Source organism: Pseudomonas sp. WHRI 8519, assembly GCF_040224055.2.
Classification (GTDB): Bacteria; Pseudomonadota; Gammaproteobacteria; order Pseudomonadales; family Pseudomonadaceae; genus Aquipseudomonas; species Aquipseudomonas putida_X.
Map to the genome: position 1 here is coordinate 4,526,374 of NZ_CP167996.1, position 20,071 is coordinate 4,546,444.

Here is a 20,071-nt window from a genome sequence, read left to right on the forward strand (position 1 = left end):
GACTGGCATCGGTACATGACAGGCTGGTGGCAGCGATGTGACCGGTGCTGAGCAGCCAGGATTGATGCACAATGGCGCTCTGCCCTGCGAGGACCCACCATGGCCGCCGGCCCGATTCTTTCCCTTCGCCACTACCGCGATGACGTGATCGCTCACAGCCACGACCACCCACAGTTGGTGTTCGGCCTGCGCGGCCGGCTGGATTTCGAGGTACAAGGGCACGGGGCGCGGATCGACCGTCAGGGCCTGATCGTGGTGCCCGCCGGTGCCCACCATACCTGTGGCAGCGATACTGGCAGCCACTGCTTGGTGCTCGATGTACCGAGCGACCATTGGCTGGACGAGCAACTCGGCGAGCATGCCGACGCCAGCCGCCGGCTGCTGGACCGCTCTGGCGCGCTGGGCCTGGACCCTCGCCAACAGCAACTGGTGGACTGGCTGGCGGCAAGCCCGGTGGACGACCCGCTGATCGCCCGCCAAGGCGCAGCGCTGTTGCTGGCCTGCCTCAACCCTGCGGCGTCGGCCAATGTCACACCCAGCCATCGCCTGCCTTACGCCGCTTTCGACAGCCACATCGAGCAGCATGCAGCCTACCCGCTGCAGGTCGCCGACCTGGCGCGCATCGCCGGATTGTCCAGTGCGCGGCTGCATGCGCGATTTACGGCCGAGTGCGGCATGACGCCAATGGATTACATCCGCCAGCGGCGCTTGCTCAAGGCGCGCGAGCTGGTTACCCAGACATTGCTGCCGATGGGAGAGATTGCCGCGCAGGTGGGGTACAGCTCACAAAGTGCGTTTTCGGCGGCGATGCTGCGCATGTTCGGATGCGTGCCGAGTGCATTGCGACGAGAATCTGGCGACAAACCACGCTAGGGTGGCGACAGACCGGGCTTGGCAGCGGCTTTACACTGTGCCTGCCCCGGCCTGTGGGGTAACCGCACGACAAGGCCGGGCCTGACCAGAAGGATTTCAAAGGACCACCATGAACCACCGTACCGCCCTGGGCGCCCTGCACATCGGCGCACTGTTCTTCGGCCTGACCGGCGTCTTTGGCAAACTGGCCGCCAGCGCGAGCCCAGCCATCATCGTCTTCGGCCGTGCCGCCTTTGCCGTGCTTGCCCTTGCGCTGTTCGCCAGCATCGCCGGCCCAGGCTGGCAGCGCCTGCGCAGCCAGGACGTCCAGCGCCTCTTGCTGGGCGGTGTGCTACTGGCCGGCCACTGGGTCAGCTTCTTCATCGCCGTCAAAGTCGGTGGCGTGGCTATCGCCACCCTGGGCTTCGCCAGTTTCCCGGCATTTACCGTGATGCTCGAAGGGCTGCTGTTCCGTGAACGCATCCGCCGCAACGAAGCGCTGCTGGTGTTGCTGGTGAGTATCGGCCTGGTGCTGGTGACGCCCTCTTTCGACCTGGCCAGCGACGCCACGGGCGGGCTGCTATGGGCCCTGCTTTCCGGCCTGCTGTTTTCGCTACTGTCGCTGACCAACCGGGCAGGCTCCGGGCGCTTGCCTGCCGTTCAGGCAGCGCTGTGGCAAAACCTCGTGGTCGGCCTGTGCCTGCTGCCGTTCGCTGCGCAGGGCCTGGGTACGGTAGAGCCCATGGATTGGCTGTGGATCGCCCTGCTGGGGGTTTTCTGCACGGGCGTCGCCCATAGCCTGTTCGTCGCCAGCCTGGCGGTGATCAAGGCACGTACTGCCGCGTTGGTTTTCGGCATGGAACCGATCTACGGCATCGCTGTTGCCTGGATGGTGTTCGCCGAAACCCCAACCCTGCGCATGCTGCTGGGCGGTGCACTGATCATCTTCGCCATCGTGCTCTCCAGCCGCCTTGCCGCCGAGCAGCCGCCCAGGCCACGCACCGTGGCCGAGGGCGCCTGATCAGCGGTCGTTGTGCCCAAGGTCGCGCTGCGGGTCGATCTGGTCACGCACACGCTGCTTGAGCACCTTGGCCTCAGGGAAGCCACCGTCAGCCTTGCGCTCCCAGATCTGCACGCCATTGCAAGTGATGCGGAAAGTACCGCCGGTAGCAGGCTCCAGCACCACCCTGGCCAGGTCATCGGCGAAGGTGCTGAGCAGTTCCTGGGCGAGCCAGGCGGCGCGCAGCAGCCATTGGCACTGCGTGCAATAGGTGATGATGATTTCCGGCTTGTTGTCGGCCATGGTGCGCTTTCTCCAGGTAATGGCCGCTTATACTAGCGGTCTTTAGCCCCCTGTTTGAGACTCACGATGCGCCGCCTGCTGTTCTGCCTCCTGCTGACGCTCAGCTCCTTCACCGTGCTCGCCGAGGCGGCACGCCCCAAGGTCGGTTTGGTACTCTCCGGGGGCGCCGCCCGTGGCCTGGCCCACATCGGCGTGCTCAAGGCCCTGGAGGAACAGGGCGTGCGCATCGACGCCATCGCCGGCACCAGCATGGGCGCTGTGGTTGGCGGCCTGTATGCGTCCGGCTACAGCGTCGAGGAGCTGGAAAAGCTCGCCACCACGCTGGACTGGCAGGAAGCCTTGTCCGATGCCCCACCGCGCAAGGACGTGCCCTTCCGGCGCAAGCAGGACGACCGCGACTTTCTGGTCAAGCAGAAGCTGAGTTTTCGAGACGACGGCAGCCTCGGCCTGCCACTGGGCGTGATTCAAGGCCAGAACCTCGCACTGCTGCTGGAAAGCAAGCTGGCCCACACCGCCGATACCCGCGATTTCGACAAATTGCCGATACCGTTCCGCGCCGTGGCAACCGACATCGCCAGCGGCGAGAAAGTGGTATTCCGCCGCGGCCACCTGCCCCAAGTGATCCGCGCCAGCATGTCGATCCCGGCGGTATTCGCCCCGGTCGAGCTTGATGGGCGCCTGCTGGTCGATGGCGGCATGGTCGACAACATACCCGTGGATGTCGCCCGGGACATGGGCGTTGACCTGGCCATCGTGGTCGATATCGGCACCCCGCTGCGTGACCGCAAACAACTGGCCACGGTGGTGGACGTACTCAACCAGTCCATCACGCTGATGACCCGGCGCAATTCCGAAGAGCAGCTGGCCAGTTTGCACAGAGATGACATCCTCATCCAGCCACAGCTGGCCGCGTTCGGCGTCACCGACTTCGGCCGCGCGCGCGACATGATCGAAGCCGGCTACCGCGCAACCCGCCTGCTCGACCCTCGCCTGGCGGCCCTGCGCCAGCCTGAAGGGGATGCCGAACTGGCCATGGCACGCTCACCACGCCAACGCACCCCGGTGATCACCGCCATCAAGGTGGAGAACGACTCCAAGGTCAGCGATGACGTGATCCGCTATTACATCCGCCAGCCGATCGGCGAGCCGCTGGAGCTCGACCGGCTGCAAACCGACATGGGCACCTTGTATGGCCTGGACTACTTCGACCGCGTGCAATACCGCGTGGTCCACAAAGGCAACGACAACACCTTGGTGATCAACGCCCGCGGCAAGCGCGGCGGCACCGATTACCTGCGCCTGGGCCTGAACCTGTCGGATGACCTGCGCGGGGACAGTGCCTTCAACCTGGGCGCCAGCTATCGGGTCAACGGTATCAACCAACTGGGCGCCGAGTGGCTGACGCGCGCGCAGATCGGGGACAAGCAAGAGCTTTACAGCGAGTTCTACCAGCCACTTGACGTGGGTTCACGCTACTTCATCGCCCCTTATCTGGACTTCGGCTCGCAGAATATCGAAGCCACCCTGGACAGCGATCCGATAGCCGAATACCGCCTCGAACGCTATGGCTTTGGCCTCAACATCGGCCGCCAGATCGGCACCTATGGCGAAGTGCGCCTGGGTGCGGGCAAGGCCTGGGGCGAGGCCGAGGTGCGCATCGGCGAACAGGACCTGCCCAAGCTCAGTTTCAACGAAGGCTTCTACGAGCTGAAATACTCGTTCGACACGCTCGACAATGTGTACTTCCCGCACAGTGGCGAGAACATAGGCCTGACCCTGCGCAAATACGACAAATCGCTGGACTCGGACGCGGACTACCGCCAATGGATGTTCAATCTGGACAAGGCATTGAGCAGCGGGCCGAACACGCTGGTGCTCGGTGGGGGGTATGGTCGCACGCTCGACGACACCGAGGTGGTGACGTCGAGCTTTGTGCTTGGCGGGGCACGGCAACTGTCCGGCTTCCGCCAGGACTCGGTATCCGGGCAGAACGTGAGCCTGCTGCGCATGGTCTATTACCGCCGCCTCACGCCGCGCTCTTATCTGCCGCTGGACTTTCCACTCTACATCGGCGGGTCCCTGGAGCGCGGGCGGGCGTGGAACAATGACAATGAGTTCGACAGTGGCTACATCAATGCCGCCAGTATCTTCCTGGGGCTGGACACGCCCCTGGGGCCGCTGAGCCTCAGCTATGGCGCTAACACCGCGGATGAGCAGGCAATCTACTTGAACCTGGGGAACACGTTCTAAGCCTGAAGGCCGAATCGGGCCTCAGGACTTTTCCAGGTTGGCCAGAATCTTTGCATGCACGCGCATGCACACGTCCAGGTCAGCCTCATCAACCCCGGTGAACAATTCCAGGCGCAAGGCATTGGCGATGGTTTCGATCTGCTCGATCAGCGGCTTTGCCGGAGGACACAGCTGGATCTTCTTCGCCCGCCGGTCCTCAAGCACCGCCTGGCGTCGAACCAGGCTCTGGCTTTCCAGGCTGTCCAGCAGACGCGCCAAGGTCGGGCCTTCAACGCCGACGCTTTTGGCCAGCTCGCGCTGGGTAGGCGCTTCTTCGAAACGAGCCAGGTGCAGCAACACCAGCCAGCGCGCCTGGGACAGGTTGAGCCCGGCCAAGCGGCGATCCAGTTCGGCGCGCCAGCCACGGGACATCTGGGCCAGCTGCATGCCGAAACGGTGTTGGTTGTCGGTCAGGGGCATAAACAACTCATTGACTAGAACTAATTATTAGTCAGCTAACCATGCCCCGGGCCATCAGGCAAGGCTGCCCCGCCCGGAAATGTCTGAAAGTCGTCAAAAAGGATGACATTGATCAGTGGATGTCCGAAATGTCTTCCATCATCAAAGCTCGAACTCAGCTGCCAGCGCAGCACGCACGCAGTACAACACCCCTTCGGGCAGGCGCGCGCCGAACAGCGGAGCGATGGCCGAAACCGGCGGCAGCTCGCCTTCGCCATCGAGGAAGGCATCCTGCACCTCCATCAGCAAGTCTTCTGGCAGGTCCAGCGCCTGGTCCAGGCTCAGCTCCTGACGGCCGATAGCTTCGGCCAGCAGGCTGTAGACGTTCTTTTCGCTGCAATTGAGCTGGCCGGCGATTTGCGCCGGGGTCATGCCGGCACGGGCCAGGCTGACCAGTTCGTGGCGCAGATCGAGTACCACCTTGGGCGCCTCCGTGGTGCCACCGGCGTCATTGAGCACTTCGAGGAAGGCCTGCCCGTAGCGCTCCAGCTTGCGCGCACCCACGCCGCTGACCTGGGCCATGTCGCTGAGGCTGGTAGGCTGGCTACGCAGCATCTCCAGCAGCGTGGAGTCCGGGAAGATGACATAAGGCGGCACGCTGTGCTCTTCGGCCAGCTTGCGGCGCAACGTGCGCAGCGCGTCCCACAGTTCGCGCTCCTCGGCGCGCACCAACTGGCTGGCCGGGCTGCCGCCGCCCGAGGACGTTTTCGCCACGGTCTGGGGCTTTAGGTCGCGACGCAACTGCAAGGTCACTTCGCCGCGCAGCAGCGGCCGGCAGCTGTCGGACAGGCGCAGGCCACCGTAGCCTTCCAGGTCGATGTCGACCAGGCCGCGCGCCACCAACTGGCGGAACAGCGAGCGCCATTCGACCTCGGCCATCGCCTTGCCAACACCAAACACCGACAGTTTCTCGTGGCCGAAATTGCGCACCTTTTCGGTATCCTTGCCAAGCAGCACATCGATCAGGTGGCCGACACCATACCGCTGGCCGGTACGGAACACCGCCGACAGCGCCTGGCGCGCAGGCTCAGTGGCGTCCCAGGTCTGGACCTGGTCGACGCAGTTGTCGCAATGCCCGCACGGCTGTTCGAGGACTTCATCGAAATAGGCCAGCAACGCCTGGCGGCGACAACGGGTTTCCTCGCACAGCGCCAACATGGCATCGAGCTTGTGTTGCTCGACGCGCTTGTGGCGCTCGTCCCCGTCGGAGTTCTGCAGCATCTGCTTGAGCATCACCATGTCCTGCAGGCCGTAGGCCATCCAGGCATCGGACGGCAAGCCATCCCGGCCGGCACGCCCCGTCTCCTGGTAGTAAGCCTCGAGCGACTTGGGCAGGTCGAGGTGGGCGACGAAGCGCACGTTGGGCTTGTCGATGCCCATGCCGAAGGCGATGGTGGCGACCATGATCAGCCCTTCCTCGTTGAGGAAGCGATGCTGGTTGGCCGAACGGGTTTCAGCAGCCAGGCCGGCGTGGTACGGCAGCGCCGGGAAGCCTTGGGCGCACAGGTAGGCGGCGGTCTCATCGACCTTCTTGCGTGACAGGCAGTAGACGATGCCGGCATTGCCGCGGCGCTCGCCGAGGAAGGCCATCAACTGCTTGCGCGGCGACTCCTTGGGCACGATGCGGTAGAAGATATTGGGCCGGTCGAAGCTCGACAGGAACCGCTCGGCGCCCTGCAGGTGCAGGCGCTGGACGATTTCCTCACGGGTACGCATGTCGGCGGTGGCGGTAAGGGCGATGCGTGGCACATGCGGGAAAAGCTCGGCCAACTGGCCCAGTTGCAGGTATTCGGGGCGGAAGTCGTGGCCCCATTGCGAAACGCAGTGGGCCTCGTCGATGGCGAACAGGGAAACGTCCAGGCCGCGCAGGAAATCCAGCATCCGCGGCTGCACCAGGCGCTCAGGCGCCAGGTACAGCATCTTCACTTCACCGCGGCGCAGCCGCCCGGCCAGATCACGCTGCTGTTCGGCACTGAGGGTGGAGTTCAGGGCCGCGGCCGCGACCCCGAGTTCATCGAGCGTGGCGACCTGATCGTCCATCAGCGCGATCAGCGGCGACACCACTACGGTCAGGCCCGGGCGCAATAACCCCGGCACCTGGAAACACAGCGACTTGCCGCCGCCGGTGGGCATCAGCACCAGGGCATCGCCACCATTGGCCACGCATTCGATGATTGCTGCCTGGCGCCCACGGAAACTGTCGTAGCCGAAGATATCCTTGAGAACGCGCTGAGCCTGTTCGAGCATGTGCAACTCCACAAATCGCCGTACCATCCTGGACACAGGCTGGACGAAAAACCCGCTCCGCACACGCCAAATGCGTAAGCGGCTTTTGCCAGAAGCCGGGGAAACCCGCCCCTGGGTGAAAAACCGCGAAGTATACCCCAGTGCCAGCCTGTACAGGATGCCCGGTGACAGATGTTCCCTTTGCCCCGCCATCGCCGCAAGGTGCTAGAATTCACTATCGTTTATTCCCCAAGGTAGCCCTGTAATGTCCTTCGCCGAGCAACTGACCCGCCTGCAAGCCTTCCTCGACGCCGACGAGCTGCACGAAGAAGCGCTGGACTACGTCGCCGCCCACGGCTACCTGACCGCGCTGTCGATCTGCTCGGAAGACGTCCCCGAGCGTGAATGGATCGACGCGCTGTTCGCCGAAGAGCCTCATTACGCCAGCGATGCCCAGCGCACCGAGATCGAAGCTACCTTGGTGGCACTGAAGGGCCACATCGCCCGCCAGCTGGCCAGCGACGAAGAATTCGACCTGCCGTGCGACCTGGACCTGACCGACGAGCCGGACGACTCCGACCTGCGCGGCTGGTGCATCGGCTTCATGGAAGGCGTTTTCCTGCGTGAAGAGGCCTGGTTCGAGAACGCCGAAGAAGAAGTCAGCGAGATGCTGCTGCCGATCATGGTCGGTTCGGGCCTGTTCGACGAGCAACCGGAGTTCGCCGACATCGCCAGCAACGCCAACCTGCAGGACGACATGATCGTGCAGATCCCAGAGGCGCTGAGCGCGTTGTTCCTGCTGCTGCACGCGCCTGACGAGAAGCCTGCGCTGCTCAAGCCCCGCCACCACTGAGTCGGCTGTGCGCTACCTGCTGCTGGCCATCGGCTGGCTCAGCGTTGCGCTGGGGGTGCTGGGGATCTTCCTGCCGGTGTTGCCCACCACCCCTTTTCTGCTGCTGGCGGCGGCCTGCTTCGCCCGCAGCTCGCCACGCTTTCATCACTGGCTGGTCAACCACCCCACCCTGGGGCCGTGGATCCGTGACTACCTGAGCGGTGAAGGTATCCCCTTGAAGGGCAAGGTGTACGCCATCGGCCTGATGTGGGCGAGCATCGGCCTGTCGTGCTTCCTGGTACCCCTGTTTTGGGCGCGGGCATTCATGCTGACCAGTGCGGTGCTGGTCAGCCTGTACATCCTGAAGCAGAAGACGTTGCGCAAACCTGACTGAATTGGCCCTGTTGCCAACGGGTACTTCCTGTTGATTAATTGTTGCCGTTTATTTTCACTGCAACAATTACAAATATATATTAGCGACAATTCCTACATCATTTTAGGACGCCAAAATCTGCACTAAGATTCAGTTCCCCGTTAGTGTTAGGTCCACAGCTAAAACATGGACACTAACAGTGCGCGAGGATTACCAATGCCAGATAAAACGAGGCGTTGCACTGAAACGGACGATTCGAACACTCCTCCTTACGACGTAACCGAGCGCCGAGCAAATCTGCTGCTCAAACAGGCGGTGTGGGGCGATCCCCCCTCATCGGCTCAAGGCGCTTCAGCGGGCCCTGAAATCAACGTGTGCGGCTATCCAGCCGACCCGCAATTCCAGCTGAGGGGCGGCCACAGCAACCTGATGGTCGATGCAGCCATGCCGCTGTTCGGCCTGGCCATGCGCCTTCGCACCCTGGACGCACTCCCCCATATCGCGGCGCTACGCCAGCAGGTGCACACGCAGATTTGCGCCATTCTCGAAGAGGTGGGCCAGCGCGGCTACGACGCTATCCAGATGCAGGCCTACTCCTATGCCTTGTGCCTGCACCTCGACGAAATCGTCATGGCCACACCGTGGGGCAGCAACTCCGTCTGGAGTGGCCGAACATTGCTCAGCGATTTTCATCAGGACACCCAGGGTGGCGAAAAAATATTCGCGGTGCTTTCGCGCATGATGCAAGAGCCTGAGCGTTTCCAGGATGTTCTGGAATTTCTCTACTTGTGCCTGTGCTTTGGCCTGAAAGGCAAGTACGCCCTAGAGCCCAAAGGCGATGAACTGCTGGACGCACTGATAACGGAACTACACGGCATCATCCGCCAACTTCGCGGGCCCGTGCCTGAAGACGTTTGCGACCCTTATACCAATGTCGTCATGCGCCCGTACAAAAAGCCACGCGATTGGCTGCCTTGGTGGAGTCCATTGGTGATATCGGCTTTGGCCATGGTAGCTGCGTACAGCTATTACAGCTACCGCCTGGGCCTGCTCACCGCAGAAGTACTCGAATCGCTCGACCTCATTTTGCAGCAGTAGCTGGAAAAGTGCTTCCAGGAGGAACCGTGTCTAGCCAATCCGATCTGCGTTACACCTTTGAGCCGCTCGTGGGCGATGGCGAATTCGATGTGGTGTCGTTCACCCTCAAAGAGGAACTGAGCCAGCCGTTCACCCTGACGCTGGAACTGGTCAGTTTCGAGCACGCTGTCGACTTCGGTCACCTGCTCGACAAACCTGTGCTGTTCACGATCTGGCGTGACGAGCGCCCGGTGCGTTATGTGCACGGCCTGGTCAGCAGCTTCACTCAAGGGGAGACCGGCTTTCATCGTACGCGCTACAAAGCGCTGGTCGAACCGCAACTGGCCCGGGCCAGCCTGCGCTCGAACTGGCGTATCTTCCAGCACAAAACCACACGACAGATTCTTGAGCTGATGCTCGAACGCCAAGGCATTACCCGGTCCCAGTTCATTATCAGAAACGACGACCCACCCCGCGAGTTTTGTGTCCAGGCTGGCGAAACCGACCTCGACTTCTTCGCCCGCCTGGCAGGCGAGGCAGGGTTCGTCTATCGCTTCAAGCACACCGCTGAACGGCACGAACTGGTCATCACTGACCGGGTGCTTTCGTTGGGCACGATCAGCGTGATCAAGGACAGAGAGCTGGCCCGCGTCGAGCGCGATGAAACCGCAGCTGGCTACACCGTGCTGTACAACCCAAACAGCGGCGGCTATCAGGCCGAACCCTGCCTGCGTCGTTTCCACTACAGCGAACAAGTACGCACAGCACGCCAGGTGCAACGCGACCATACCTTCACCAATCCCGAGTACCGCCAGGAGCATCGCGCCACCGGTGCTCACCTCGAGCACCAGTCCAAGGCGTACGAACGCTTCGATTACCCCGGCCGCTACAAGCGCGACGCGGTCGGCAAGCCCTTCACCGAAACCCGCATCACCGGTTTGCGCCATGACGCACGCGTTGCCGAGGTCGAAGGCGATGACGAGCGCTTGCAACCCGGCCTGAGTTTCAACCTCGTCAACCACGAGCGTGACGACCTCAACGTGCACTGGCGCGTGAAAAGCGTGGCTCACGAAGGCATCCAGTACTCCAGCCTGGAGGACGAAGCCGCTGGTGCCGAGCAGGGTACCCGTTACCAGCAGACTGCAGTGCTGGTACCCGGCCGCTTCGAGTGGCGCCCACAGCCGCTGCCCAAACCGCGCATCGATGGCCCACACATGGGCACCGTGGTCGGTCCCGCCGGCGAAGAGATCTATTGCGATGAGTGGGGCCGGGTCAAGGTCAGCTTCCCCTGGGACCGGGAAAGCAAGAACAACGAATTCAGCTCCTGCTGGGTGCGTGTATCGCAAGGATGGGCCGGTGGGAGCTGGGGCTCGATGGCCATCCCGCGCATTGGCCAGGACGTGATCATCCACTACGTCAACGCCGACCCGGACCAACCGATGATCACCGGGCGCACCTACTGCGGTAATCAGCTGCCCCCTTACGATTTGCCACAGCACAAGACGCGCATGACCATCAAGAGCCAGACTCACAAGGGCACAGGCTTCAATGAGCTGCGCTTCGAGGATGAGCTGGGGCGCGAGGAACTCTATATCCATGCGCAACGGGACCAGAACATCGAAGTCGGCAACGATGAGTCGACCTGCATCGGGCGCAACCGTGTAGAGCAAGTGGGCAATGATGAACAGCTCAGTGTCGGCAACAATCTTTGCCAGGACATAGGCCAGGACCGCACCGAACGGACGGGGCGAACGTGCAAGGTGAAGGTTGGCCACGACCTGATCGAGCACGTCGGCAATGACCGCTGCGAATCCACGGGGGTCAATCACTCTGTCACCATCGGAGGTCAAAGCGCACTACTCGTCAAAGGCGGCCAGAAGATCAGCGTCGGCGATGGCGTGGATCAGCAAACGACCGTCTACCAGCTCCGCGCCAGCGAACGTATCGAGTTCAGAAGCCCGGGGGGCAGCATCGTGCTGGACGCCGAAGGCATCACCCTCAATGGCCTGTCACTCACCCTGCTTGGGCCGACCAAAGCCGGGGCAAAAGGCGCTGGAAACGCCCTGGCACTGGACCTCGCCGCCGTTACCGGCAGCCAGTGCGAGGAACGACGCCGATGAGCACCGAAGCCTTGCTCCAACTCATCGCCGACTACCACACCCCAGAGCTGCACTGCCATGTACTGATCGACCCGCTGGCAATACCCGAGAACAGCGACCAATCCGTGCTTTCACACTTGAACAAAGCGTTGGGGGAAGGTGCGATGAGTCGGGTGGATCGAGCCGACTTGCCCCATGCCCCGCAGCTGCACCCCGTGCTGGCCTGCCTGTCATCACCCGGGGCGAAACCGAGCCCGCCACTGCTGAAGATGACTGCCCATGCAGCACAACGTGATAACCAGCGCCGAAAGCGCCACGTGTGTGGCTGGTTGCTGAGCGAAGCACCGGCACCGGTCATCGCTGCGCACCTGGCGGCGCTGTGCCGGCTTCCCGGTTCCGCAAGCGAGCCCCGTTTCTACCCCCTCTACGAACCCGTGCGCCTCGAACTGCTGGCTGCGAGCTTCGAACACGTGGAGCGCGGGCCTTGGTGGCCGATCAAGCACTGGCTGTTCGTGAGCAGCGGCGCGCAGCTGGCTGGTTTCAGCGGTGAAGCCCGTCCTCGCAGCGGCTTGCCTGCGTCCGCCTTGCGCATTCAGGACGACGTGGCGTTGATCGAAATGCTCCTCGCGGCCTGGCGAGCCCTGCCATCAGGCCCTGCTGATCCGAAGCCAAGGCCGCTCCCGCCGTTCGCTGCGGTAAAAGCCTCCAACCACATAGATGACGCTCGCAGGCTGGGCTTGAGCGCAACCGATGACATCCTGATTTTCGCCCTGTACCACCTGTACCTGCACCCTCGCCTGCACGCCGCGCCCTACGTGCGCCAGATCATCGACGCCGCTGTGCAACAGCAACGTCCCCTCGCGCCACTGCTCGCCCGCCACGACGATGCGCACTGGCGGCAAATGATCGCCACCCTTGGCCCTTCAGAGGTTCGCCCATGAGCATCAGCCAACGCGTCGCCACCGCCCTCGCCGAAGCCGCAGTCTCGGTCGACCCGTGCAGGGCCTGTGAGCGGCAAGGCCTGCCGATCCTGCCACTGCGCCGCGCCCTGGTGCCCGACACGCGCCCGGGCTACGCCGGCACCGTGGCCGGCGAGCCCCATGTCGAGACCCGAATGGGGCTGCGCACCTTGCGCTCCGGTTATCTGTACGTGCTGCTCGACCAGCGCATCTGGCAGGCCTACGAGGTCACCGACCAAGGCCACCTGCGCCGCTTCAACCCCTACGAGCCACCGCCCGGCCCACCGCCTTCGCTGCCCGCCCGGTGCCTGAACGAAAACCACGATATCCCCTCGTCTTTTCTCACCCTCGACAGCGAAGCCTACGGCTCGGCCTGGCTCGCCTTCTCCAGTGACGCCTGGCCGCGCAGCGTGCTGGATGCGTACAAGCGCGGCCATGCACCTGCGCAGCGTTTCGAGGGCCTGGACCTGGTCCAGGCGCGTGAGCACCCGCAACTGCTGGGCTTGGCGATGACCCCGGACAACCTGCAGGTAGACAAGCAAGTCTTTGAATACGCCCAGCAGCTTTGCGCACCCTTCGACAGTGCACATGGCTTTCACAGCCGGCTGTTGCGCCGAACCGCCCTGCGTGGCTTCGTGGTCAATGCCATGAACAGGCACCAACTGGAACAGGGCGTGCTAGCCGTGGTGCTGGATGACACGGTCGGGCTGGTGCAGGAGTACAACCATCAGCGCCTGAGCTGGCTCGTCAAACGCCAGGCATGGCGCGAGGACCCGCTGCGCGCCTACCAATTCCAGACATCGCAAATTCTGCAGATCATTCGGGCTACGCACAGACAGTGGGCGGCGCAGCAGGTCGCGCCGTTCGGAGCCCCGACTACAGGTGATGGGGCACCGGCCTTTGCTGCGCCCGAGGTGGAGAGGCAACGGCTCGTCGCGGTGCAGGAGCAACAAAGCGATAAACGCCTTGAGGAGCGCTACCACGAGCCCCAGCGTGCCGCCTTCCAGGACGAATACGATCGGCAGGAACGCCAGTTTCAGGCCTATATCGACCAGAACGCCAACGCCTATGCCGAACGCTGCCAAAGCCAGATGTTCACGCTGATCGAGCAATACGACTATGACGGCCATGATCGTGAGTCCGGCGTGGCCTACAGCAAGACCATGGCCGGTTGCCTGGCTGGCGGCGTCACCGAGGCGGCTGCAACCAGCGCAGCGCATGGCCAGCCGTCCTCCGGCACCAGCGAAGCGCTGTGGCTCAAATGGCTGCAGGACCCAAACAGCCCACCCTACCGCGCCGTATTGCTACGCAACGAATTTCTACTGGCGGCACTGCTGCCCAGTTTTTCCGCCAGCGCCCCAATCAACTGGAACGACAGCGAAAAGCTCTACGCGGCGTTGAGCAAGATGATCACCAGCGAAGAGGGTCGTCTTCACCTGCGTCATCAGCTCAATCAGGCGGTCGCGCAAACTCAAGGCGCGTTGAATGCAGCCAGTCAACGCCTGCAGGCCCTGCTCGGCCCAGGTATTCAGCAAGCCGTGCGACATCTGAACAGCGCCAGTCAGTACCTCTATAACGGCGTACACCTGGTCGAGCTGCAGGTAAAGATGAAACTGAGCGAGTACTACGCCCTGCAGAATGCGCACCTTCGGGAATTGCAAAACAAGGCAAGCGCCACGCTGGCCAAAGCGCGAGACCGGATGATGCCTAGTCTCGAAGAACTGAAAGCCGGCGCCCAGATGAACGCCCGCAAGGTACAACCGATTATCCAGAGCGGTTTGCTGAGCCTAGCGGTCCTCGATCCCAAGGTGGCGCATACGCTGATCGACGTCAGCGTCTGGGTCGAGGGCAAGGCTGAGGTGTTGCGAGAGCAGCTGCTCCAGGAGGTCAGCCAGAATGTGAACCAGCTCAGTCACGCGGCGCAGATGAGCCTGGTAGACATAAGGGTCGCGGCGGGCACGTTGGAGCCCGGTGCGCGGAAAATGCTCGAGGGGATACGGATCAGCGCGCTGCAGGCGTCGCAGATGGTGCGACGCAGTTTTTCTGGGCTGAAGGGGGTGGCGGGAAGCGGAGAGTTGCTGCTCACGCTGGGCGGGTTGTATTTGCTGAGTGACAGCTTGGGCAAGAACCTGAAAAAAGTGGAAGAGGAAACTGGGGCGAAGTCTACAGAGGCGACGCTTGCGCTCTATGGATCTAGCGCAGGGATTATTGGGGGTGCAATTCAGGCATTAGGTCTCGTTGTTCAAAAATACAATCCTACGAGAGTTGCCGCTGGACAAATGATTTATCGAGCTGGGGCGATTATCGGTGTTGCAGTGGGAGTGATCGACACATTTCAGTCAATACAGGCGATTAGACGCAATGCTCTTTCAGGTGATACCAGTGCCAATAAGTATCACTTCACCGCCGCATTATTCAGCACAATCGGGGCTTATGCGGCTTACCTAGCGATATACAACGCCTCGCTACTAGGACCATTAGGGTACGCCGTCGCCCTGGGACTGACAGCCTACAGCTTCAGTAAATACGCAATAAACAATGAGTCCACACCGCTCGAGCTTTGGGTCAAGCGCTGCCATTTTGGAACCGCTGATGAGACGCCTCCTGTCCATTGGCACTCACCGAATGACGCCGATATTGCCTTTTCCGAACTCAATGCGGCAACTCTGGGCATCAGCGGTGCGCTTAAGTTCAAAACTCAGTGGACAGCCACGACCACAACCTCAAAAAGCGAGGGCATTATCAACCCCAAAACACGACACTCCTTGGAGTTCCGCTTTAGACTCCCTGGCTTCATCGAGCACATTTCAAGTTACAATTGGATTTTGGTAATCCATCGCCATGGAGATGGTAACCCACCTCGATTTGGTGGCGGAGAGATACTCATTCATGAGATGAGCTATACGCAGGCAATCTCGGAGAGGATGCGTACACTCAGCGAACTCAATGTCTCTACCGCACCTAACCACGCCGACTACTTCAAAGATAGCATTGCGTTTACGAGGCCCAAGCGCAAAGCAGAGCAAAGTCAGGCTGATGAAGAAAATAATATGACCGTCAGCGGGTCGGTAACACTAACGACGATGGGAGTCCTCAACATCACAGCCGCAACGCTCTGCTTGACCTATTGGCCAGATCGCGACATCCCAAGTGCATATGCCGAAATTGAACTACAGGAAATTAACGTATGACTTTGCCCAAAAGAGCTTTTGGCTGGAAATATGACTTACCCGACTCAGCCACCCCTTCAGATTTTCGCCCAGTCACAGAAGAATTTCTGGCACCACCAAGCCATGTTGACTCAATATACATTGAGATTCCGAGATCGCTATTCAAATTCAGAGGCTACAACCCTATTGTAGGCGGCTCACTCATGCTCGCGGGGATAATTATGCTCATCTACTTCATCTACGACGATTTCACCTCCCCCACCAGAGCAGACGTTAGCGGACTACTCACAATTGCAGCCACGTATGCAATTTGTTTCTTCATCACATTTGCGTACATACGCATGGACCTTACATACCCTCGCAACGAGCCTATTCGATTCAACAGGTGCCGCCAGAGGGTTTATTTCTATCAATACAGATTTGATCGACTTCACCCCTTTGGTCGGAAAGACTGGGGTGTTAAACCTGTTGCCTACGACTGGGAACAGCTTACTGCCGAAGTCTATAGTGTTAATGCCCCAATGGGATACGGTGGGCGAGTTGAAAAAGTCATGATCTCAGTCCGCAAACCCGGCACCGACGAAGTGATCGACCGCTTTTTTTTCGCCGGTAATATTGAACAGGGCAAAAAATTCTGGGCACTTGCGAGGATTTTTATGCAGGAAGGCCCGGACGCCCTCCCAGCATTTACCCACGCGCCTACGGACTGGAACAGTGATGATCTGCGCAACCCATTTCATCGTCTAGCGCCCAAAGTCCAATGGCCACCCGAAATGGATCTTGAATCCCGCACCGCTCCCGGCCAAGGAGAACAACCATGAATACCGTCGTCCTGGTAGATCACCGCCATGACTGCCCAAAATGTGGCATTGGCGTAGTGGAAACAGGCAGCGCCGACTACACCTTCAATGGCAAGGCCGTTGCGCGAGCACCGGCGCAGCTCCCGCCACGCTGCTGACCTCTAATGGTCGAGACCACATTGCCCCTCTGCCGCTGACCTCGAAGTTCAGGTAGTCGTCCAATGACGCGGCCGTTCTGTGTTCACCCTGCAGTAGTTGCGACAGCCCGAACAGTTACGCCGAGATCACAATTCAGGATTACATCTAATGCCAGACGTCTATTGCCCACGAGGTAGGGCTTACAACTTACCCGGCCCAAACATTCCAGCCAAAACGGATGGCATCACAGCTCAACTGGACCTATCACCCACCCATGTGAGTAGTATCTACATGGAGCTCACCAGAAAGACGATAAGAATCAGAGGCTACTGGATTCTAACAGGGATCATAACGACGCCACTGAGCCTCTTCGTAATAGGCTGGGCGACCCTGGAAGCATTGGCCTCACCGTCACAAACAGCCTTGGAAACGACTGCAATCGCCCTTTCCACATGCCTTTTTTGTTATTGGCTCATAATCCCATACATAAGAATGGAAATAGAAACACCGTGCAACGAACCTATCCGCTTCAACAGGGCTCGTCGAAAGGTCTACTTCTACCAGTACCGATTTGATCGACTTAACCCTTTAGGTAAAAGAAATTGGGGAGTTAAACCTGTCGCTCACAACTGGGATGATCTTACAGCAGAGGTCTATCGTATCTACAGACCCATGGGGGGCGGCGGACTTATTGAAAACATCCTGTTATCAGTTCGCAACCCGGAAACTGATGAGGTAATCGACCGGGTATTTTTTTCCTGTGATCTCGAACAAGGGAAGCAGTACTGGGAGCTTGCGAAGCTTTTCATGCAGGAGGGTATCGAAGCTATTCCAGCGTTCGTGCATAGCTCCGTTGACTGGAATACAAAAGACTCTTCCAACCCGTTCGAACGCCTAGCCCCCAAAGTCCAATGGCCCCCCGAAATGGATCTTGAATCCCGCACCGCCCCCGGCCAAGGAGAACAACCATGAATCCCGTCGTCCTGGTAGATCACCGCCATGACTGCCCAAAACATCGCATTGGCGTAGTGGAAACAGGCAGCGCCGACTACGCCTTCAATGGCAAGGCCGTTGCCCGAGTGGGCGGCCGGATCAGTAGTGGTGCGCTGATCACTGATGGTTCGGCGGGTTATCTGATCAAGGGCAGAGAGGTCGAATGCTAAGGAGATCAGACGATCTACGATGGGGGTCGCCATTACTGGCCTCATCGCGGGCAAGCCCGCCTCTAAGGCCAGCGACAAACCTTTACGAGCGGGCTTGGCCGCGACGAGGTTTGACCTATTGCCAGAGCGCGACATCCCAAGTGCATAGGCCGAAATTTAACCACAGGAAGTTAACATATGACGTTGCCCGGAAGAGCTTTCGGCTGGAAATATGACTTACCCGACCCGTCCACCCCTTTAGATTTTCGCCCAGTGACAGAAGAATTTCTGTCATCACCAAGCCATGTTGACTCGATATACATTGAGCTTCCGAGATCCCTATTCAAATTCAGAGGCTACAACCCTATTGTAGGCGGCTCACTCATGCTCGTGGGTTTAATGATGCTCGTCTACTTCATCTACGAAGAATTCACCTCCCCCACCAGAGTAGACGTTAGTGACCTACTCATTTTTACAACCTATTACGCAATTGTTTTCTTTATCACATTTGCATACATACGCATGGACCTTACATACCCTCGCAACGAGCCTATTCGATTCAACAGGCGCCGCCAGAGGGTTTATTTCTATCAATACAGATTTGATCGACTTCACCCCTTTGGTCGGAAAGACTGGGGTGTTAAACCTGTTGCCTACGACTGGGAACAGCTTACCGCCGAAGTCTATAGTGTTACTGCCCCAATGGGATACGGTGGGCGAGTTGAAAAAGTCATGATCTCAGTCCGCAAACCTGGCACCGACGAAGTGATCGACCGCGTTTTTTTCGCCGGTAATATTGAACAGGGCAAACAATTCTGGGCACTTGCGAGAATTTTTATGCAGGAAGGCCCGGACGCCCTCCCAACATTTACCCACGCGCCTACGGACTTGAACAGTGATGATCTGCGCAACCCCTTTCATCGCCTAGCCCCCAAAGTCCAATGGCCACCCGAAATGGACCTTGAATCCCGCACCGCCCCCCGCCCAAGGAAACCAACCATGAATCCCGTCGTCTTGGTAGATCACCCCCATGGCTGCCCAAAACATGGCATTGGCGTAGTGGAAACAGGCAGCGCCGACTACACCTTCAATGACAAGGCCGTTGCGCGAGCACCGGCGCAGCTCCCGCCACGCTGCTGACCTCTATAGTCGAGACCACATTGCCCCTCTGCCGCTGACCTTGAAGTGCAGCTAGTCGTCCAATGACGCGGCCGTTCTGCGTTCACCCTACAGCAGTTGCGACAGCCCGAACAGTTACGCCGAGATCACAATTCAGGATTACATCTAATGCCAGAAGTCTATCGCCCACGGGGTAGGATTTACAACTTACCCGGCCCAAACACTCCAGCCAAAACGGATGGCATCACCGCTCAACTGGACATACCACCCAACCATGTTAATAGTATCTACCTGGAGCTCACCAGAAGGACGATAAGAATCAGAGGCTATTGGATTGTAACAGGAATCATAATAACGCTACTGAGCTTATTCGTGACACTTCCGCCGATACTGGAATTATTGATCTCACCATCAGAAATTAGATTGGACACTATTGGAGTCGGCATTTCCACACACCTGTTTTGTTATTGGGCCATGATCCCATACATAAGAATGGAAATAGAAACACCGCACAACGAACCTATTCGCTTCAACAGGGCTCGTCGAAAGGTATACTTCTACCAATACCGATTTGATCGACTTCTCCCTTTAGGCAGAAAAAATTGGGGAGTTAAACCTGTCGCCTACAACTGGGATGATCTTACGGCAGAGGTCTATCGTATCTACAGACCCATGGGGGCCGGCGGACTCATTGAAAACATCCTGTTATCAGTTCGCAACCCGGAGACTGATGAGGTAATCGACCGGGTATTCTTTTCCTGTGATCTCGAACAGGGTAAGCAGTACTGGGAGCTTGCGAAGCTTTTCATGCAGGACGGTATCGAAGCTATTCCAGCGTTCGTGCATAGCTCCGTTGACTGGAACACAAAAAACTTTTCCAACCCGTTCGACCGTCTAGCCCCCAAAGTCCAATGGCCCCCCGAAATGGACCTGGAATCCCGCACCGCCCCCGCCCAAGGAGAACACCCATGAATCCCGTCGTCCTGGTAGGTCACCGCCATGATTGCCCGATACATGGCATTGGCGTAGTGGAAACAGGCAGCGCCGACTACACCTTCAATAGCAAGGCCGTTGCCCGAGTGGGCGACCGCATCAGTTGTGGTGCGGTGATCACCGGTGGTTCGGCGAGTTATCTGATCGAGGGCAAAGAGGTCGCACGCGAAGGCGATCGGACGGACCACGATGGGATGTTGGTCGAGGGCGATAGTGACTGGCTAGTTGGGTGATTGGGCT

Annotated in this window: 19 protein-coding genes; 16 read left to right on the forward strand and 3 right to left on the reverse strand. The window is 59.8% G+C overall.

Annotated elements, in window-relative coordinates; genetic code table 11:
- Positions 1–99: 99 nt before the first annotated feature.
- Complete coding sequence (locus ABRP30_RS20625) at positions 100–873, forward strand: AraC family transcriptional regulator (protein ID WP_241804658.1); 774 nt, start codon at positions 100–102, stop codon at positions 871–873.
- 109 nt (positions 874–982) lie between these two features.
- On the forward strand, positions 983–1,873 hold the full coding sequence (locus ABRP30_RS20630) for a DMT family transporter (protein ID WP_267817859.1): 891 nt from the start codon (positions 983–985) through the stop codon (positions 1,871–1,873).
- Here the strand turns inward: ABRP30_RS20630 and ABRP30_RS20635 are convergent, their stop codons facing one another.
- A complete protein-coding gene (locus ABRP30_RS20635) occupies positions 1,874–2,155 on the reverse strand; it encodes a SelT/SelW/SelH family protein (protein WP_267817862.1) in 282 nt (93 codons plus the stop codon).
- Positions 2,156–2,221: 66 nt separating this feature from the next.
- Between ABRP30_RS20635 and ABRP30_RS20640 the strand changes: the two genes are divergently transcribed.
- Positions 2,222–4,405, forward strand: coding sequence for a patatin-like phospholipase family protein (locus ABRP30_RS20640; RefSeq protein ID WP_267817864.1), 2,184 nt, complete (start codon positions 2,222–2,224; stop codon positions 4,403–4,405).
- A 21-nt stretch (positions 4,406–4,426) separates the two neighbouring features.
- On the opposite strand, the gene ABRP30_RS20645 is transcribed toward ABRP30_RS20640, so the two are convergent.
- Entirely contained in the window at positions 4,427–4,864 is a 438-nt protein-coding gene (locus ABRP30_RS20645; protein WP_267817866.1) for a MarR family transcriptional regulator, read from the reverse strand.
- Positions 4,865–5,005: 141 nt separating this feature from the next.
- Positions 5,006–7,150 (reverse strand): DNA helicase RecQ, encoded by a 2,145-nt coding sequence (gene recQ / locus ABRP30_RS20650; RefSeq protein ID WP_267817868.1) that lies wholly within the window; start codon positions 7,148–7,150, stop codon positions 5,006–5,008.
- Between the two features lie 244 nt (positions 7,151–7,394).
- On the opposite strand from recQ, the gene ABRP30_RS20655 reads away from it, so the two are divergent.
- From ABRP30_RS20655 to ABRP30_RS20715, 13 genes are all read left to right on the forward strand, one after another.
- Positions 7,395–7,982 carry a YecA family protein gene (locus tag ABRP30_RS20655; protein ID WP_012315632.1) on the forward strand — a complete coding sequence of 196 codons (588 nt, stop codon included), beginning with the start codon at positions 7,395–7,397 and terminating at the stop codon, positions 7,980–7,982.
- Positions 7,983–7,989: 7 nt separating this feature from the next.
- Complete coding sequence (locus ABRP30_RS20660) at positions 7,990–8,355, forward strand: YbaN family protein (RefSeq protein ID WP_241804664.1); 366 nt, start codon at positions 7,990–7,992, stop codon at positions 8,353–8,355.
- A 195-nt stretch (positions 8,356–8,550) separates the two neighbouring features.
- Positions 8,551–9,432, forward strand: a complete 882-nt coding sequence (gene icmH / locus ABRP30_RS20665) for a type IVB secretion system protein IcmH/DotU (RefSeq protein WP_349974619.1) — start codon at positions 8,551–8,553, stop codon at positions 9,430–9,432.
- Between the two features lie 26 nt (positions 9,433–9,458).
- A complete protein-coding gene (locus ABRP30_RS20670; protein WP_349974620.1) occupies positions 9,459–11,531 on the forward strand; it encodes a type VI secretion system tip protein TssI/VgrG in 2,073 nt (690 codons plus the stop codon).
- Positions 11,528–12,451 (forward strand): hypothetical protein, encoded by a 924-nt coding sequence (locus ABRP30_RS20675; protein WP_349974621.1) that lies wholly within the window; start codon positions 11,528–11,530, stop codon positions 12,449–12,451. The genes ABRP30_RS20670 and ABRP30_RS20675 overlap by 4 nt, the downstream gene beginning before the upstream one ends.
- A complete protein-coding gene (locus ABRP30_RS20680; RefSeq protein ID WP_349974622.1) occupies positions 12,448–15,660 on the forward strand; it encodes a T6SS effector BTH_I2691 family protein in 3,213 nt (1,070 codons plus the stop codon). Before ABRP30_RS20675 ends, ABRP30_RS20680 begins: the two co-directional genes overlap by 4 nt.
- Positions 15,657–16,460, forward strand: a complete 804-nt coding sequence (locus ABRP30_RS20685) for a DUF6708 domain-containing protein (RefSeq protein ID WP_349974623.1) — start codon at positions 15,657–15,659, stop codon at positions 16,458–16,460. The genes ABRP30_RS20680 and ABRP30_RS20685 overlap by 4 nt, the downstream gene beginning before the upstream one ends.
- A complete protein-coding gene (locus tag ABRP30_RS20690) occupies positions 16,457–16,597 on the forward strand; it encodes a hypothetical protein (protein ID WP_349974624.1) in 141 nt (46 codons plus the stop codon). Before ABRP30_RS20685 ends, ABRP30_RS20690 begins: the two co-directional genes overlap by 4 nt.
- Before the next feature lie 271 nt (positions 16,598–16,868).
- Entirely contained in the window at positions 16,869–17,549 is a 681-nt protein-coding gene (locus ABRP30_RS20695) for a DUF6708 domain-containing protein (protein ID WP_349974625.1), read from the forward strand.
- The gene (locus ABRP30_RS20700) at positions 17,546–17,740 is read left to right on the forward strand and encodes a PAAR domain-containing protein (protein ID WP_349974626.1); all 195 of its coding nucleotides are present in this window, start codon (positions 17,546–17,548) and stop codon (positions 17,738–17,740) included. Before ABRP30_RS20695 ends, ABRP30_RS20700 begins: the two co-directional genes overlap by 4 nt.
- A 177-nt stretch (positions 17,741–17,917) precedes the next feature.
- Complete coding sequence (locus tag ABRP30_RS20705; protein WP_349974627.1) at positions 17,918–18,859, forward strand: DUF6708 domain-containing protein; 942 nt, start codon at positions 17,918–17,920, stop codon at positions 18,857–18,859.
- A gap of 147 nt (positions 18,860–19,006) precedes the next feature.
- Complete coding sequence (locus ABRP30_RS20710; RefSeq protein WP_349974628.1) at positions 19,007–19,810, forward strand: DUF6708 domain-containing protein; 804 nt, start codon at positions 19,007–19,009, stop codon at positions 19,808–19,810.
- Complete coding sequence (locus tag ABRP30_RS20715; RefSeq protein ID WP_349974629.1) at positions 19,807–20,064, forward strand: PAAR domain-containing protein; 258 nt, start codon at positions 19,807–19,809, stop codon at positions 20,062–20,064. The genes ABRP30_RS20710 and ABRP30_RS20715 overlap by 4 nt, the downstream gene beginning before the upstream one ends.
- Positions 20,065–20,071: the final 7 nt, after the last annotated feature.